Origin of the sequence: Methanocella paludicola SANAE (assembly GCF_000011005.1) — an archaeon.
GTDB classification, from domain to species: Archaea; Halobacteriota; Methanocellia; order Methanocellales; family Methanocellaceae; genus Methanocella; species Methanocella paludicola.
Genome location: NC_013665.1, coordinates 2141116 through 2156677 on the forward strand (window position 1 = coordinate 2141116; position 15562 = coordinate 2156677).

The following is a 15562-nucleotide window of genomic DNA, read 5'->3' on the forward strand; positions in this document are numbered from 1 at the left end:
ATACAGCGGTAGCATCTCAAAAATGAGAAGCATCTCAAAAGTTGATGTCTCGACTATATAAGGGTTTGACTAGATAATTAGTTATAGAATAGAAAGGGAAAGGTTAGGAAGCTCCCCGGCCAAACCTGAGAAGTAAAGCAAGGGAGCGATTCCATATAATACTCGCAATATTATATTTGAATCGCTTGTTACTTATACTTTACTCATTGGCCTGTGTGAGCCTTCTCGACTCCTCTTTTCAAACACAAAGAAGGTCAACGCACATGATAAAGAACACAAGTAGCAAGGTAAAAATCGATGAACTGAACAACAAAATAATGTCATACATTCAGAATGTTAGAACTGCCAGGGCAGTAGACGTTATAAAGCATCTTTACGGAGAAAATTTTAAGATAGGACAAAGAACCGTAACCCTGCACAGGCTCAGGCTATTAGCTGAATGCGACTATCTCGATCTTGAAAAGGCAAATAACAAAACTACTGTAACGTTAGGTTCTCGCCCGTATCCTGTGAGGGTTTAAACATGATGCAGGACAAGTTAAGCGAAAACTCTCCCCTACGATTCGGCTTAACAAATTCAAGGTTTAACAGACACTTGATCGAGACAATCAAAGAACTCCAGCCTGTGTCTGAAAGGGATATCATAGACTGTATGAGTCCATGTAGAGTAGTTGGGCTTAAAAAGACGCTATTTTACTTATTATGCAACGGATTCCTTAGTTGTAATGTTGATGGGAATTACAGTCTAGTCGAGAGGGAGGCATAATAGAGATGGCCTTACCTTCAAAAGCGACTATTCAGCTTATCAGGGCTGAACAAGATCAGACGATAGCCAACCTACGCAAAATGGCCATTAATGGTTATCCCTGTATGGTATTGAGCAAGGAAAAGAAGTCGCCCCTTATCCACAAGAAAATTATTGATGGAAATTTAAACCCACTATGGGCCACTTCTAACCCTGACCTTATAGAAGCCTTAGTTAAGAGGTTCTATCCATGCAACTATGGTTTATACACATTGGGTAAAAACATAGTTGTAATTGATACTGACAACAAAAAGATAGTTCTTAAAAATGGCAAAGAGCTATTTTATGGCTTAACTGGAGTACAGGCGTATTATCTGTTAGCTAATCAGTATCCCGAAATATTGAACACTATTAAAGTTAAGACTCCATCTGGTGGTATCCACTATTACTTTAGTGTCCCTGAAGGGTACGATATCAGTGGTTTTAATGCTGCTGATGCTATGAGTAAGCCAGTTAAAGTGCCAATTATAGGCTCTTGGTTTGGGATGGATGTTAGATCGCAGAAAAGCCAGGGAATTATAGTTACTCCTCCATCAAGCAAGAAAGGCGTCAAATATGAATACATAGGCGAGAGGACGCTATTAAACACACATATCGATGATCTGCCAGTTCTCCCTGACTTTCTGCTTAATATTTTAAAGAGTATGGGCTATGCTCGGAGGTCTAAGCATGACAACTGAAGCTCAAGCCCTCCAGGAAGCCATAGAACAACAGAAAAATATTTTCAAACAGATGTTTGAAGCGCCTGTAGATGCTGATACTAGAAGCTTCTATGATAATCCATCTGGGACGCATCATGACCGTTTATTTGATAGATGTGTTCAAGTTGTTAAAGCAGGAATTGAACTTGACCAACTGAATGAGCTAGTACATTACTACTGTGAGGTAACAGGACATGACGCTAAAGATGTACGTATCGCAGGGGATGTTTGGAGATACGAACATGGAAATAATAAAAGCTCCAGCAGAAAAAATACTATTGGCCCCTTCGTAGTAAAAAGCATCAATGACGTAATAAACAACCCCACAAAAATAGAGTATCTAATTGAGGGTTGGATTGTTACAGGCAGTAAGGTTCTCATAGCAGGGCCACCTAAGACGATTAAAACGCTGTTGGCTGATGCTATGGCTATCAGCGTAGCTAGTGGTAAGCCCTTTCTAGGGCATTACAGAGTAAATGAAGTCGGCCCCGTCCTGATATATCAGGCAGAGAACAGCGAAGCAATAGAAGGCAACAGATTCAAGCGACTTAAGAAGGCTTATGAAATACCTGATAACGAGAACTTACCTGTTTACTACATAGGCAATCAGGGTTTACGCTTGAATGATCCTCAGAGTGTAGAGAGGCTAATTGAAGCAATCGAGAAAATTAAGCCTATCCTGGTAATTATCGATCCGTTATATGCTTCATTTGATGGAGATATCAGCGAACAAAAAGAAGTTACTCCCGTCCTTAACAAATTAACTGAAATTAGGGATAAATACAACTGTGCTGTTTGCATCGTTACGCATACTAATAAGAGTGCTAATGGTACTAATGCCCCTAAAGTGCCTGAAGTAAACACTTTTGGTTCGCAGTATTTACTTGCCTGGTATGAATGTGGGGCATTCATTGGTAACATGAAAGGTGCTGATGATGGGACAGAGATGGGCGACACTCTCATAACTGAATCTGTAAGCGTTATGCAACCACCTAAAGCGATTACAGTTAAGAGGGCTGGTCGTATGATGGGTACAATGCAAATTGTTAACGTCAGCGTAGACTTTAACGATCTTGAGACTATGGGCATTACTGTAGAACCCTATAAGGACGTAGCAGAGAAAAGCAAGAACAGCGATAATAGTAAGGTTTTATCTGCTGCAATAAGGATTTTGGGCAACGATAGAATGCCTATAACGTCATTAGTAGACGAGACAGTAGCCGCTATTAAATCTGACAAGTCCATAAAAAGCAAGGGCAAGGATAAGGTCAGGGATACTATACGCTATGCCATTGACGAGGGCATATTGTACGAGCGTAACGAGGGCACTACTAAATATGTGGGCAAATGTGAGGAGACACTTACGCTGGATAATGTACGAAAACCCATCAAAAGAGCAAGAAATTAATTAGGCTTATATTTCTGAAAGTAGTTGTTATTTCTGAACAGTTTTCGAAATATCAGCACTTTCAGAAATAAGCCCATTTTTTGAGCAAAAACAAGGCTTACGTCTGCTTTTTCTGAATTTCTAAAACAATTTCTAGAAATATCAAAAATACCCCTAATTTCTGAATTTCTAAAACACCTAGTATAGGTGTTTAGAATATTCAGAAAGGGCAGCTAATAGAATCAGCAAAATAAAAGAAAATCTATGCTCAAATTTGTTGGTATCTGGACAGTTAGAAAATGATATTTTTTAATGTCAAAAATAATAAGTAAACTATTGTTAACTTTATATGGGGTAGTTCACGCTTGTTAAGTCTGGTTAGCATATCGCCTATTTACGCTATTAACGATTGTTAATTATACGTCAAAAACGCCTGTATAAATATCCTTCAATGTGCATAATTTTGAATCGTCACCTATGTATTACCCTGGCGCATCAGCCACAAAGATAACGCTTATATGTTTGAAAGTATATATCGCTCAGATCGGGCGCAGGGTATCATTTTTGCTTCAGCAATTATTACCCACTAATACCCTGCGTCCTACTCTTCTCTATAAAAAGTTGTTTTGTATAGAAAAAGCAACACCTAAAATTAATACATATAAATATAACTGTTTTTAAAAGCCTTAGACGTGTGCCGATAGCAAAACTGCCATATGGTCACTATTTTTATATGTGCTATCTCATAAAAATAAAGTCGGAATTAGGGCCAAATTTATTGACTTTTGTTCTGAGCTAAAACAAGATCATAAAGTCCAGGTATTTTATCGTCCTACAATCAATTCTCAGACACAATACGAAGGCAACAGATAATCTATCAAGTCTTAACTTTAAATGCGATATGGCTCAATATAGAACGTTCTATGCCTATCTGTGATAGTAGCGTTATACTGTCATAATTCAAGCTGTCAAATCGGCAGATATCGACCATTAAGAGCCTAATGTATAAGGGTTAAATAATAAAACTCTTATATATCTAACTGACATAGTTTAAGACCTGTAATTTAGCCCATAGGTTACAGGTTTAAACCCTCCAAATGTCTATCAGGTATAACCACCTACACCAATAAGGGCAGCAGTTCTGTGATTTCTTTCTGCTGTCCTTTAAAATCACTATAACCATAGCGAGGAATCCTCAAAAATTAGAAGCTTTAGAGAGAAAGGCGTTTTAATTAACGTCTTTTTCTCTCAAGCAAGATCACTCTTTTAATGACATCATAAATTATTACTAGTTATCAATAGAAAAACAACGTCAAATAGACCAAATAAAGTTAATTAAGTTGGGTATATAGTTTATTTGGTGTTGGGCATATAGACACGGATTTTTCTCTCGGATTAGGTTTTGGTATAACTGTCTACTAGGTTTAAGTATTATAAAAACATACTTAGTATATGATAGTTATGATAGAGCAAGATAAGGTAATCAAGGTCAGTTATGACAATTATGTAAAGCTTTTCAGACTCAAGGCAACACGGCCTGGCAGAACTTACAATGATGTCATTTCTGACTTACTGAACAATCAGTGTGATTGTTCGTCTACTGAACTTAAAAGATACCTGGTGGGTTAAACTATGAAGAAATTATCAGATCAACAGATTGCAGAGAAAATAAAAACTAACGTCCTCAGCGACTTAGAAAGCTGGAAGCGCAATATCTCCCCTGTGTTAAGGGAGTGTTGCATATGCGGAGAACTAAAAGCCTGCGTAGCTTCGCACTTAGGGCAGCATATTTGTTTTCACTGTTCCCAAAAAGCTGCCGAAATGGACGCATACGGACAGATTAAAGAGCTTGATGAAGCCAAAGACCGTCACTGTAGCCAGTGCAATTGTAGGGCATTTACAAAGTTAGGCGATTTGTATTACTGTCGGCCTTGCGCTTATAGAATCGTAGAAGCTAAAATTCATGCTGTAAAGTTTTAAAAGGCTCAGATAACATGACTTCAGACTACTATTTTTTTAATAATTCGTGTCAGATATATAATAACAGCTTGATAAATTCATTGAACAGGACAGTTGGCGATACGTTCTTTACAAAGTCTGCCTTCGAGCAATCGCTTTCTCTGTGGCAGGACGTACCCTTAGTTCTCGCTCAGAATCACCCCAACCCATATCTCTTTAAAACTGACCGTAAGGCAGCTTTAAACGCTGTGAACGGTAAGATCGTAGGTAAGGGTACAAACGCACGCATTGAAGGCGATACTTTAAAATTATCGCTTAAAATCTGTAATCCTGAAGCACTCGCATACCAAAAGGCTGGAACGCTAAGTTTAAGCTCTGCGTTCATTGGGACACGTTCAACGAAGGATAACAAACTTGTATCTATAAATTCCGTGAACCACATTTTGCTATTTCCAGCAGACGAACACAATAAACCTAGAGATCGTACAGTGAGGATACTTAACATGACTACTAATAATGATGTAAACGCAATTATGAACGAAGATGGAACGCCAACCCTACTTACTTATGTGAGGGCTGGTTTGATAAGTTACGCTGACGCTGGACTATGTGAAAACCCTATCAGCGAACAATTAAACAAGCGTGATGAAGCCACTGGCGGGCTTAATTGGGACTCAATTAAAAAGGTCTGGTATTAGCCAGTATAAATAAAAATCATTTTTATAATTTTTTATCTTTTTTCTTCGCTTCTCTATCGTCTAGTCCGTCATGTATGAAGATGCTCCCCCACATAGACATACTAGTACAAGTCTCTTCGCTCAACTTTTGAAGTCTTTTAAGGTCAGCAGGGCTAATTCTGACCTGTAGCCTATAACTCTCTATCTCTGGTTCATCTGTTACCTTAATAGGTTTGTTTTTTATCTTTTTTATTTCGTTTAAATCTCTATCAAACTCAGCCATAGGCGCACCACAATTAAACGTTTAATTCTTTTGTCATATCTAAATATCTTTTCTGTTCTTCATCTGAAGTATGCACATAGATCGCAGTCGTGGATATTGAACTATGCCCAAGGTACTTGCTCAAAACTCCTATGGCCCAGGGTTTGTTACCATTAATGCCATTGGCTAAATGTGTCGCCCTGCTGTGCCTGAGCTTATGAGGGTATGTTTTAAGCCCTGCGTCTTTAGCCCTGCGCACAATCACATTACGCAGGGATAAATCATTGAAGGGAACACCATTAGACGTTAAGAACAGCGTTTTAGACGTTATGTTCTCCTGTTCCCTGACCTTATACCAGGCTAAAATTTTAGCATGACATTCTTTAGGCACATAGAGCTTTCGTACCTGGTATGACTTTGGATGCCACTTTCCATGCTCATGGATAGTAACGAAGTGGTTTTCAAGATCATAGTCGCCTACTTCTAAATGGCATACTTCAGAATTGCGAAGGGCAGCGAAATACAATAAAGATATGATAGCAGAGTCCCTACAATTATATAGCGTATCAGTACCTATCGCTTCAAATAATCTCACTATTTCTTGAGGTTTATGATACTTATTTTCATCATTGGTACAATTTCGTGTAACCTTTGGTTTGGCGATCTCGTAATCTTCTAAGTAGTTTGCTCTAAAAAGTTCTTGTAACGCTGTCATGTATAAGAAAACAGTGTTTGAGGGTTTGCCTTCAATGGCCCTGCGTACCATGCTTACGTACTGGTCACTGTATTCGAGATAGCCCAGTTTGTTAAAGATAGCCTTCGTAGCTGCTTTGTAATTCTTTACAGTGGTTTTGCTTAAACTATTCCTTTTTCTGCCAAAGCAATAATCTTCTAACTGGTCTAGCTCAAGCTCAAGGTCGCCTTTATGCTCGATTCTTCGAGCGGGCATTTTTGCGTTTATCACAACTGTACTATCAATTTTTTTGCTAAATTTTAATTTTGTTGCCATGTGTTTAACCTCCAAATTATGTTTGTTAGCTATCAGTGTAACATCAGTTTTGTGTTTATCTGACGTATATTTCAAGCACTTTTCAGAATATAAATCTATCGGTTGTCAAAAATAGGCGTATGCAAAGGTCGTTAGAAAAAGGGCTACTCATATTAATCGTGATAAATGTAGCGGCCGCACAGGTTCGGCCTGCCATTATAAATTAATGCTGTGTTGAATTGCATTATTTATCCGAGCAGCCCCGTTTTAAGACCGCTAAGCTGGTTAAGTCCGCGAAGACTGTTTCGAGCCCTAAGACCGCGAAGCTTACGCGAAGAACGCGAAGATACAATAAAAGAACATTTAATATTCAAATGAATAAGGCAAAAAATCAATAATTAATTCCTTAAGATAGTCTTCGCGGTCTTCGCGTAAGCTTCGCGGTCTTAGGGCTCGAAACAGTCTTCGCGGACTTACACCTCTTTGCGGGCTTTGACAGCAAGGGTGAGAAAAAATTCTACACAACATAAATTAAAAATGGTATTAAAGAAGCCGTTCCACGATCTCGGCAGCGTCGCGCACGTATTTTGGGCACTTAGTAGCGGTAACGCGCTGCTCCTTAGCGTACTTCATGCCCTCGGGCGTGCCCATGTCGCATCCGAGAAGCTCCCGGCAAACGATGGAGCCATTACGGGCCTTGAACTCCCTCACGAATTCCTGCAGTTTCGCGTATGTCTTCTCCTTCGCCGGCTCGTCCTCCTCCTTCACCTTACCATATCGAAGGCCGAGCACCATGAAGGCGCCCGTCACGGCCCCGCAGGTCTCGCACAGCCGGCCCATGCCCGCGCCGAAGGCGCCCGAGACACGGAACGCCTGCTCCTTATCCATCCCGAACTGCCCGCTATATGCTGATAGCACCGACTGCGAGCAGCTATAGCCTTTACTGAAACACTCGACTGCATCGTCTGCTTTTGTCATGAAATCACTCCAGCGCGCACTTCGCCACAGGTATGACCCTTCCGCCCACGCGCACATCGATGGAGCCGCCCCTTTCTTCCGCCCTCAAAAAGAGAAGCGAAGGCCGCCCCATCTCATAGCCCTGTTCCGTGCGGATATCTATTTTGGCCGTGCCGAAATACTTATGCTTTACTATGTATGCGGCCAGGCAGCCGTTCCCGCTCCCGGTCGCCGGGTCCTCAGGGACAGAAATGAACTTCGTAAAGACGCGGACATTCAGTGCGTTCTCCTTATGGTATGTCTCCGGGCTGAAGACCAGTATGCCGGTCGAGTCCTTTTTGCCCATGTAAGCGGTGAACTTTCGGGGGTCCAGGTAGGCCCGCTTTACCGCGGCCATGCTTTTCAGGGGCACGATGATGAAGGGTATGCCCGTAGAGACTTCCTGTATGGGGAAGCGCTCATCGATGTCGCCGGCGCCGATGCCCAGTATGTCCGCGAGGGGCGCAGGCTCGAACGTCCTCAGGAACGTGGGCTCGACCTGCTTCATCCAGAGGGCTCCCGTCGCCTTATCATAAGTTACCGTAATTTGTCCTACGCCCAGGTTCAGCTTTACCTCGTCCCAGGGCTTTTTCATGACCTTATGCATGATGACGTATGCCGTGCCCAGCGTCGGGTGGCCGGCAAATGGCAGCTCCTCTTCGGGCGTGAAGATGCGCACGTCGTAGCCGCCGTTCTTTTCCTCGTCCGAGAGAATAAAGGTCGTCTCGGAGAAGTGCGTCTCATTGGCGAGGCGCTGCATGGTCTCCGCCGGTATGGATACGGCATCCAGAAAAACGGCAAGCTGGTTGCCCGCATATTTTTCCTCGGCGAATACGTCCAGGATGTAAAAGGTATGGCCTGCCATGTTATCCCGGCTTAAGAGATAGCACTTCGATATCTTATGGATTTGCATGGACTAGAGCCCGCCAGCTTAATCAGCCACATGATCCCCATTTTAATTGGTTACAATTACTGTCCTAATTGCCATCCATAAGTCCCTTTAAAGATGCCTTGAGTATACCTGTCGTCTTAAACTGGCAAGAAGGTCGACCAGCTCGACGTTAAGCTTCATAAATTTTATCGCCTCGACTTCGGCCGTGCTTACAGCATTGATACAATCCTTATAATTCTTCTCTTCGATCTTCTGACAGGGACTGATCGTGGCCTCGATAATGCTTATTTGCGACCGTACATCCCTCATGGTACAGCGCAACTTATCCAGCAGCTCCATTAGCTCCGTATCCCTTTCGAAATCCTGGATCATAATTCGAAATATAAACGCAAAAATATAAATATCATTGTCCGTTGGATGTACCCTGAGATCCATAAAATAAGCATGCGTAGAAGATGCCCGTAAATAAACCCACCAATGGTTTATCTGCCGATCAAACGGCCCGAGGCCAATGAGCTCCCGGCTCAGTCGATGTGCGGCTTATTAATTACTACGCTCTTGCATTTTTGCTTTTTCAAATAGCAAAAATGAGCGGTGAACGTATCCATGTTGTTGATGATGATCAGCTCATTGTTATGAGGTGCCAGAAATATATAAGTCAAAACTTTTCACTTCCTTTTTTATTGAACGCCCGATGCGGCGTCTTGAATGTCTTCTACCCACACCATTCGGAATGGGTAACTGGAAAAATCCTGTGAGTATGTAACGGGATGGATACTGGCTATGTCATATCGTATTCGAATCCAGGAATCCCTTTCTCTTGAGCCAGCCAGCCTGCGGCCCCGTGTATCTCCAGATCACGTCGGCCTTCTCGTCCTGGAACGACCAGGGCACCACTATGACGGTATCGCCTTCACGCACCCACGTCCTCTTTTTCATCTTGCCCTTGATACGGCACATCCTTGTCAGGTTATCCAGGCATAGTACGCTCAAGTGGTAAGCCCCGAGCATCTTCGTCACGGTGCCTAAGATCTCTCCATCGGCTTTCCTGGGCGTTCTTACCCTGATGACCTCGCCGCCGGTATTTACCGGTTTTTTGCCACCCTTATTATGCGGTTTATACAATTTTTCACCTTCATAGTAATATGGTCATCATACTATATATAGTAAGTATAAATTTTAAATTATATTTATAAATTATACGAAATTATTTAAAAGTTGATAGAATATTGTATACGAAGATGCCGCTCTTCGTATATTCGTCTACGCTGGATTACTAAACATTATATAAATAAGCGTGTATGCTGTACTAATGATGATGCCGGACAATGTAAAAATAGATAAACTGCCATTATAATCCAAAATTACCGTCTTTTCATGCCCTTGGTCGTCTATAATATGTGATTATACCACATACAATTTTTATTTTCGGGCGTTTACCCCTACTTTGAGGGTGTTAGAGTGAAAACCGGTTATTTTATTAAATCATCGATCGTCGTCGTCATGCTATGCGTTGCCGTAATAGTGGCAGGCGCGCAGTCGAATCCATTTGGCATGGGGATACCATCCTTCGACAGCCTGTCCAGCTATATGGAGTCTTTCTTAGGCGGCATCTCCGAGGATAGCATGAACCAGATGTCCGCATCGAGTTATGTCCATCCTGCGATGTCGATGGGCACTGGCATGTTCAATTTCACAATACCATCCATGACCATGCCGGGCGGCGGCTCGATAAGCGGCGTATCCCAGCAGGTCGACACGTCGGCGATGGGAACGCCTGCGTTTGACTTTTCCGCGTTCAACTCCACCACATTATTGCCGACGCTATTATCGAACTCCATAACCCAGACCAACTTCGGGTCGAAGCCCAGCGCCGTCAACAATTACACGCTTGCAAATAACGGCTCCACGATCAACATGAACGTGAACGATACTATCTACGTCCAGCTGCCCTTCCAGATCCAGAATGGCAGCGTCTGGAACCTGACCACGACCAGCGGCCTGAATGTCACGAACCAGCGCACCACTACGCCCTCCATCAACCCGCTATCCGGAGGAGGCCTGGTTGACCTGACCGCCACACAGGAGTTCGCGATCAAGGCGGTAAAGCCCGGCACTCAGTACATTAACGCTATCTGCTCTGGCACCAACCAGACCTACTCGCTCACGGTTAACGTGAGTTGAGTAGCCCCTTAAAAACGTCTTCTTTTCCCGGCTTAGATGTGACTTATGATAAATTTATATATCTGAACATGAAAAGTAGGAATGAGTTTACCGACTCTACCGTTTATAAGGTGCCTCCATGTTAAACAATGCGATCGCAACGCCGGCCCTCCAGCCATTCCAGGAACTCGAGCAGAGCGTCTGGAAGAAGGAGATGTGCGCCGGATGCCGGGGCTGTATCACCGTATGCCCGGCCAACACGTTAGCCTATGACCTGAAGCTGGCCAGGCCGTACCAGATCACTCCCTGTGTCGATTGTAAGGCCTGCCTGGACGCCTGTCCCAGGACTCCAGCTAACATGGATAAGCTGTCCCTGGACATTCTTGGGCCGCATCTTGACGTTTATAATGTGAAGGCTACTGCGGGCAATAAGCGCTACCAGAACGGCGGCGCCGTTACTGCGTTGCTGAAGACCGCGCTGGACGAAGGCCTTGTGGACCGTGTGATCGTCATGGGCGCGGACCGCTGGGCACAGAAGGCATACGCCCGGGTCGTCTCCGACTCATCGAGCCTGGACAGGGCTGCGGGCAGTATTTACATGAACAACGATGCCCTGGAGACAATGAAGGACATCATGAAGGACGACTCGATCAGGAACGTGGCGATCGTGGGAACGCCCTGCGCGATACAGTCGATAGGCCTGCTCCGGAAGTCCTCGAACGAGTACTCCGTAAAGCTGACCCAGAAGATCAGGTTCGCCATCGGCTTATTCTGCTTTGAGTCATTCGATGATCGGCTCATCCCCGAAGTTACCAAACGACTCGGCGTGCCGTCGTGGCGTATCGCGAAGATGAACGCCGGCGAGGGCAGGCTGACCGTCACGCTGAGGAGTGGCGAGGTAAAGACGCTGCCCCTGTCGAGCCTGGCCGAGTTCGTCAAGCCCGGATGCCGCAAGTGCAACGACTTCACTTCAAAGCTCGCCGATATTTCCGTTGGAAGCGTGGGCAGTGCTGCCGGGTCCAGCGTCGTTATTACCAGGACGCCCGAGGGTGCCGGGCTACTCGAGATCGCCCGCGAGGTGGGCGCTATTGATGTGGCCGGCGGAGTCGATGTCGCTGCGATCGAGAAGGTCGGCAAGCTGAAGCTTAAGAAAAATGGCTTTTAAAACCATTTACTTTTTCAACATCTTTTAAGATCGACTTGCGCAAATCAGTTTGGTCGGTATCACGAACCTCTCCAAAAGAATTAAACCACTAATTTTTCTTTAAGATTTTTCTCACGAAGCCTCTAAGCCTCGAACTCACCGTCAACGCACGAACTCTCGAATACTCTGGACAGTGCTCTAAGCCTCTAACGCGCTAACCCGAAAAGAAGGCTCGAAGGCTCTAAATCACGTTCGAAACGCTAAACAGTGGAGCACGAACACTCTAAGAGCCCTGTCGTTCCCCGTACTTTTGGGTGTTCGGGGCGTTGGAGTTTTAGCCGGACATTAGAGTGTTAGTGCTATGTCGTTTAGCGTTTCGAACATGCATTCGAGTTTTAGAGCATTCTTTTCGAGTTTGAGGCTTCGGGCGTTCGTGCAATGCCCCGAGTATTAGGGAGTTCGTGCGTTGACGGTGTTTTAGAGGCTCAGGGATTTAGTGAGTAAAAATTATAAAAGAAAATTAGAGGTTTATTTCCTTTGGTGATGTTCGTGATACCGACCAAACAATCCAACGCCTGCAGGAAGCATTTACACGAAGCCACTAACAAGCTTCAACACAAAGTCAGTGACCACCCATAGCGCCCCGCCAAGGATTACCGACATGAATGCAAGCAACAACGTAGCGGACGTCTCATCGATGCGCCTCTTCTTGAGCTCCTTATGCACGTTAAACACGAGGAAGAACACGATGATCATCAGCACGCCGAGCATGAAAAGCACGAGCGAGGGCATATGCAGGCCGCCGATAGGGTTCACCAGCCATGTCTTATCCACGTTAGCGGTGTTATACGTATACCAGTTCATGATGCCGGCGATGCCGTCCAGGACGAACGCGAACACGACGCTCACCAGGAAGGCGACCATCATCTCGAAAAAGGGCACGAAGCGGCCTTTTTTAGTCAGAAGCTCCGTGATCCAGAACGACAGGATGGCGGCAATAGGCCAGAGCAGGGCGAAGCCGTAGACGAAATCGTTCGGGTCGTTATAAAAGCCGTTACTCTTGGCAAGCCAGTAATAGATCATGTACGAGAAGAACGTGATGAACCATAGCCTGGTCATGTCCCTGCCCCTGCCTTTTACGATATAGTGAGTCAGGAAGATCATTATGGGGCCGATCACGGCCAGAGCATATAACAATATGAGACTGAGATCCATGTATCCACCTTATGCCTTGCTAATGTAGGGGTACAAGTATATTATATTTCGCGTCCCCGTGATACAATGGATCAGCGGCCGGCAAAAAGACGAGGACGGACCGGATCGTCAATTACGATATGATCAATAAGATAGATGTGGTAAAAAGCTAAGGGCATTGGCGCCCACCTTTATTTATGAGATTCCTCTGCTTTTCGGACGTGCACGGCAGCGTCGACGCCGTCAGGACGATGCTGGGCGACGTGAGGCGCAGGGGCGACTCATATGATGCGTTCATTTTCGCGGGCGACCTCACGAACCTTTCCAGCCTCAGGAAGACCAAAAAGGAAAGAGAGTTGCTTGAAAATGCGCTCGGCAACATGTCGAAGAGCTCGAAGAAGTATAAGGAGTACGTAGCCGAACGTAATGAGCGCTTTTTTGAAGAGAGTAAGCATACAGCCAGGGAAATACTGGGCCTCCTCGCGCGTGAAGAGATACCCTGCTACTACATTCTCGGCAACAGGGACAGGCTAGGAAAATACCGGCTGGCAGAAGTGAAGGGACTATTCGATAGCCGCTACTCCATCTGCCTCGACCAGGTAAAAACGGCCGGCATAGAAGACATAAAGCTCACGGCGGACGAAAAACCCGTAGACAGCAAAACCATACTGGTCCGACATTCGCCGGGCGGATGGAGAGAAAGCTACAGGGTCTACAGGGAGGCGCTCCTCAACATCACGGGCCACACCCACCAGGCCATCGTCTACAAAAATTTTCTCAACACAGGGTTCCTATACAGGGACGAAACGAGAGGAGCCGAGCCGATGATGGGCGGATATTTCGGCGTAGAGATAAAAGAGGGACGGTTAGGCTCGATCACGTACAACGACATGGGAGGCCTCGTAGAGCATGACTTCGTGCTGGACGGCGTACAGGGAAAAGTGTACTCCGTCCACAGGAGCTATTTCCCGTTCACATTACAGCTCGTTTAGCCACGGCCGCATCGAGCGCCTTTTTCAGGTTCGGCCTCTCGTGGTACCCGATGATGGCCGACGACCTCCTGCTTTCCGTTATCCGGCCGCTGACGTCCGCGTATAGATAGCTGCCGTTCTGGGTTTTATTCACGATGACGTTCATCTGGGGCACGCTGCTCACGTAGAAGGCGTCGGCAAGGGTACCGTTCTCGTCGATGTCCACTTCCATGAACGTGACGTTCGAGTATTCGGCCTTAAGCTCTTCGATGATCGGCGCTTCCACGGTACACCAGCTGCACCACTCCGCCCCAAACTCGACGAACACCGGCCCGTTAACGAGCGCGGAGTCGATGGGGGCCATGGCCGCACTATGATCGGCTTCCTGCCCGCCGCAGCAGATACACCCTGATACCAGCAAGGCCGCGGCAATTAAAATAACTGCAAGGCGATATCTCATCCATAGGAATCAAGTATTTAATATAATAAAACTTACTCATACCTCGCCAGGAGCACTAGCCCATGAAGGTGAACATCGACGAGTACGACGTCGTCCATTATTGTTTTGTATGCCGCCAGGAGGCCTCGCAGCCGCGGGCCGTCATCTCCATGTCAATGGACAAGAACGTGAATGGCGAGGTACACATGCACAAGAAAATGGGCCTCGAACATCATGGAGGCCCCATGATACAGGACCGCCGGGAGAACGTCAGGACGAGCACCTTCAACATCGACGACGAGTCACGCCATTATGAGACGTGTGCCCGGATCGTCATGGATTATATTGATAAAGGCTTTGAGATCACATACCTGAAGCTGGGATAGCATGCACCACGGATACAAGCGATGGGACGAGAGCGACAGGCGAAAGACCATGGACCCTGACGCCATACTCTCTAAGGCCGGCCTGAAGCCGGGGATGACCTTTGTGGACATCGGCTGCGGCCAGGGCTATTTTGCCCTCCCCGCTGCCCGGATAGTAGGGCCGAAGGGCCGCGTGTATGGCATCGACATCGATGAAGAAGCGCTTGGTGTACTGGGCCGAAAGGCCGCAGACCTGGGCCTGATGATCGAGACTATAGCGGGAGAGGGTGAGAACATGGTGGCCTGCGAAGGCTGCGCCGACGTCGTGTTCTTCGGCATCTGCCTCCACGACTTCGAGGACCCCGAAAAAGTGCTTGCCAACGCGCTGAGGATGCTCAAGCCCGGAGGAAAGCTCGCCGATATCGACTGGAAAAAGGAGCCCATGGAGGGCGGGCCGCCGCTGGAAAAAAGGTTCAGCGAGGAAAAGGCGCTGGAGCTCATCGAAGGCGCCGGGCTCGCCGTGGAGTCTCGCGAGGACGTCGGGGGGCGATATTACCTGATCACTGCCCGGCTCCAGCGGCCGGCAAATGATAATTGTTAGCGCCAGCGGCAATAGAAG

17 protein-coding genes are annotated in these 15562 nt (G+C 45.9%); 9 read left to right on the forward strand and 8 right to left on the reverse strand.

Annotated features, from left to right (window positions below; genetic code table 11):
* Positions 1 to 263: 263 nt before the first annotated feature.
* The 4 genes from MCP_RS10950 (at position 264) to MCP_RS10965 (ending at position 5550) form a co-directional block, all read left to right on the forward strand.
* Positions 264 to 521: a hypothetical protein gene (locus MCP_RS10950; protein ID WP_128567179.1), complete on the forward strand. Its 258-nt coding sequence runs from the start codon at positions 264 to 266 to the stop codon at positions 519 to 521.
* Positions 522 to 771: 250 nt separating this feature from the next.
* Complete coding sequence (locus MCP_RS10955; RefSeq protein ID WP_012900909.1) at positions 772 to 1485, forward strand: bifunctional DNA primase/polymerase; 714 nt, start codon at positions 772 to 774, stop codon at positions 1483 to 1485.
* Complete coding sequence (locus tag MCP_RS10960; RefSeq protein WP_158301487.1) at positions 1475 to 2914, forward strand: ATP-binding protein; 1440 nt, start codon at positions 1475 to 1477, stop codon at positions 2912 to 2914. The genes MCP_RS10955 and MCP_RS10960 overlap by 11 nt, the downstream gene beginning before the upstream one ends.
* A 1973-nt stretch (positions 2915 to 4887) precedes the next feature.
* Complete coding sequence (locus tag MCP_RS10965) at positions 4888 to 5550, forward strand: hypothetical protein (protein ID WP_012900912.1); 663 nt, start codon at positions 4888 to 4890, stop codon at positions 5548 to 5550.
* A 22-nt stretch (positions 5551 to 5572) separates the two neighbouring features.
* Here MCP_RS10965 and MCP_RS10970 read toward each other — a convergent pair whose 3' ends face one another.
* The 6 genes from MCP_RS10970 to eif1A form a co-directional block, all read right to left on the reverse strand.
* Positions 5573 to 5812: a hypothetical protein gene (locus MCP_RS10970; RefSeq protein WP_012900913.1), complete on the reverse strand. Its 240-nt coding sequence runs from the start codon at positions 5810 to 5812 to the stop codon at positions 5573 to 5575.
* A gap of 13 nt (positions 5813 to 5825) precedes the next feature.
* Positions 5826 to 6800 (reverse strand): tyrosine-type recombinase/integrase, encoded by a 975-nt coding sequence (locus MCP_RS10975; protein WP_012900914.1) that lies wholly within the window; start codon positions 6798 to 6800, stop codon positions 5826 to 5828.
* 522 nt (positions 6801 to 7322) lie between these two features.
* Entirely contained in the window at positions 7323 to 7757 is a 435-nt protein-coding gene (locus tag MCP_RS10980) for a C-GCAxxG-C-C family protein (protein ID WP_012900915.1), read from the reverse strand.
* A gap of 4 nt (positions 7758 to 7761) precedes the next feature.
* Positions 7762 to 8640, reverse strand: a complete 879-nt coding sequence (locus MCP_RS10985; protein WP_012900916.1) for a PhzF family phenazine biosynthesis protein — start codon at positions 8638 to 8640, stop codon at positions 7762 to 7764.
* Between the two features lie 135 nt (positions 8641 to 8775).
* Positions 8776 to 9039, reverse strand: a complete 264-nt coding sequence (locus MCP_RS10990; RefSeq protein ID WP_128860042.1) for a hypothetical protein — start codon at positions 9037 to 9039, stop codon at positions 8776 to 8778.
* 414 nt (positions 9040 to 9453) lie between these two features.
* Positions 9454 to 9792, reverse strand: coding sequence for a translation initiation factor eIF-1A (gene eif1A / locus MCP_RS10995; RefSeq protein WP_012900918.1), 339 nt, complete (start codon positions 9790 to 9792; stop codon positions 9454 to 9456).
* A gap of 336 nt (positions 9793 to 10128) precedes the next feature.
* On the opposite strand from eif1A, the gene MCP_RS11000 reads away from it, so the two are divergent.
* Both MCP_RS11000 and MCP_RS11005 read left to right on the forward strand, forming a co-directional pair.
* The gene (locus tag MCP_RS11000) at positions 10129 to 10851 is read left to right on the forward strand and encodes a protease inhibitor I42 family protein (RefSeq protein ID WP_012900919.1); all 723 of its coding nucleotides are present in this window, start codon (positions 10129 to 10131) and stop codon (positions 10849 to 10851) included.
* 118 nt (positions 10852 to 10969) lie between these two features.
* The gene (locus MCP_RS11005; RefSeq protein ID WP_012900920.1) at positions 10970 to 11995 is read left to right on the forward strand and encodes a Coenzyme F420 hydrogenase/dehydrogenase, beta subunit C-terminal domain; all 1026 of its coding nucleotides are present in this window, start codon (positions 10970 to 10972) and stop codon (positions 11993 to 11995) included.
* A 567-nt stretch (positions 11996 to 12562) separates the two neighbouring features.
* On the opposite strand, the gene MCP_RS11010 is transcribed toward MCP_RS11005, so the two are convergent.
* A complete protein-coding gene (locus MCP_RS11010) occupies positions 12563 to 13189 on the reverse strand; it encodes a hypothetical protein (protein WP_012900921.1) in 627 nt (208 codons plus the stop codon).
* A 176-nt stretch (positions 13190 to 13365) separates the two neighbouring features.
* On the opposite strand from MCP_RS11010, the gene MCP_RS11015 reads away from it, so the two are divergent.
* Positions 13366 to 14160 (forward strand): metallophosphoesterase family protein, encoded by a 795-nt coding sequence (locus tag MCP_RS11015; protein ID WP_012900922.1) that lies wholly within the window; start codon positions 13366 to 13368, stop codon positions 14158 to 14160.
* Here MCP_RS11015 and MCP_RS11020 read toward each other — a convergent pair.
* Positions 14141 to 14599, reverse strand: a complete 459-nt coding sequence (locus MCP_RS11020) for a thioredoxin family protein (protein ID WP_012900923.1) — start codon at positions 14597 to 14599, stop codon at positions 14141 to 14143. The genes MCP_RS11015 and MCP_RS11020 overlap by 20 nt on opposite strands.
* A 62-nt stretch (positions 14600 to 14661) precedes the next feature.
* Here MCP_RS11020 and MCP_RS11025 point away from each other — a divergent pair, with 62 nt between their 5' ends.
* Both MCP_RS11025 and MCP_RS11030 read left to right on the forward strand, forming a co-directional pair.
* A complete protein-coding gene (locus tag MCP_RS11025) occupies positions 14662 to 14964 on the forward strand; it encodes a hypothetical protein (protein ID WP_012900924.1) in 303 nt (100 codons plus the stop codon).
* Position 14965: 1 nt separating this feature from the next.
* The gene (locus MCP_RS11030) at positions 14966 to 15544 is read left to right on the forward strand and encodes a class I SAM-dependent methyltransferase (protein ID WP_012900925.1); all 579 of its coding nucleotides are present in this window, start codon (positions 14966 to 14968) and stop codon (positions 15542 to 15544) included.
* Positions 15545 to 15562 lie beyond the last annotated feature (18 nt).

Excerpts from the sequence above, each read along its gene's own strand:
- MCP_RS11030 (WP_012900925.1), top strand. The coding sequence starts at position 14,966 with ATGCACCACGGATACAAGCGATGGGACGAGAGCGACAGGCGAAAGACC.
- MCP_RS10985 (WP_012900916.1), bottom strand. The coding sequence starts at position 8,640 with ATGGCAGGCCATACCTTTTACATCCTGGACGTATTCGCCGAGGAAAAA.
- MCP_RS11015 (WP_012900922.1), top strand. The coding sequence starts at position 13,366 with ATGAGATTCCTCTGCTTTTCGGACGTGCACGGCAGCGTCGACGCCGTC.
- MCP_RS10960 (WP_158301487.1), top strand. The coding sequence starts at position 1,475 with ATGACAACTGAAGCTCAAGCCCTCCAGGAAGCCATAGAACAACAGAAA.
- MCP_RS10965 (WP_012900912.1), top strand. The coding sequence starts at position 4,888 with ATGACTTCAGACTACTATTTTTTTAATAATTCGTGTCAGATATATAAT.
- MCP_RS10975 (WP_012900914.1), bottom strand. The coding sequence starts at position 6,800 with ATGGCAACAAAATTAAAATTTAGCAAAAAAATTGATAGTACAGTTGTG.
- MCP_RS10955 (WP_012900909.1), top strand. The coding sequence starts at position 772 with ATGGCCTTACCTTCAAAAGCGACTATTCAGCTTATCAGGGCTGAACAA.
- MCP_RS11020 (WP_012900923.1), bottom strand. The coding sequence starts at position 14,599 with ATGAGATATCGCCTTGCAGTTATTTTAATTGCCGCGGCCTTGCTGGTA.
- MCP_RS11010 (WP_012900921.1), bottom strand. The coding sequence starts at position 13,189 with ATGGATCTCAGTCTCATATTGTTATATGCTCTGGCCGTGATCGGCCCC.
- MCP_RS10950 (WP_128567179.1), top strand. The coding sequence starts at position 264 with ATGATAAAGAACACAAGTAGCAAGGTAAAAATCGATGAACTGAACAAC.
- MCP_RS10980 (WP_012900915.1), bottom strand. The coding sequence starts at position 7,757 with ATGACAAAAGCAGACGATGCAGTCGAGTGTTTCAGTAAAGGCTATAGC.
- MCP_RS11025 (WP_012900924.1), top strand. The coding sequence starts at position 14,662 with ATGAAGGTGAACATCGACGAGTACGACGTCGTCCATTATTGTTTTGTA.
- MCP_RS10990 (WP_128860042.1), bottom strand. The coding sequence starts at position 9,039 with ATGATCCAGGATTTCGAAAGGGATACGGAGCTAATGGAGCTGCTGGAT.
- MCP_RS11005 (WP_012900920.1), top strand. The coding sequence starts at position 10,970 with ATGTTAAACAATGCGATCGCAACGCCGGCCCTCCAGCCATTCCAGGAA.
- MCP_RS10970 (WP_012900913.1), bottom strand. The coding sequence starts at position 5,812 with ATGGCTGAGTTTGATAGAGATTTAAACGAAATAAAAAAGATAAAAAAC.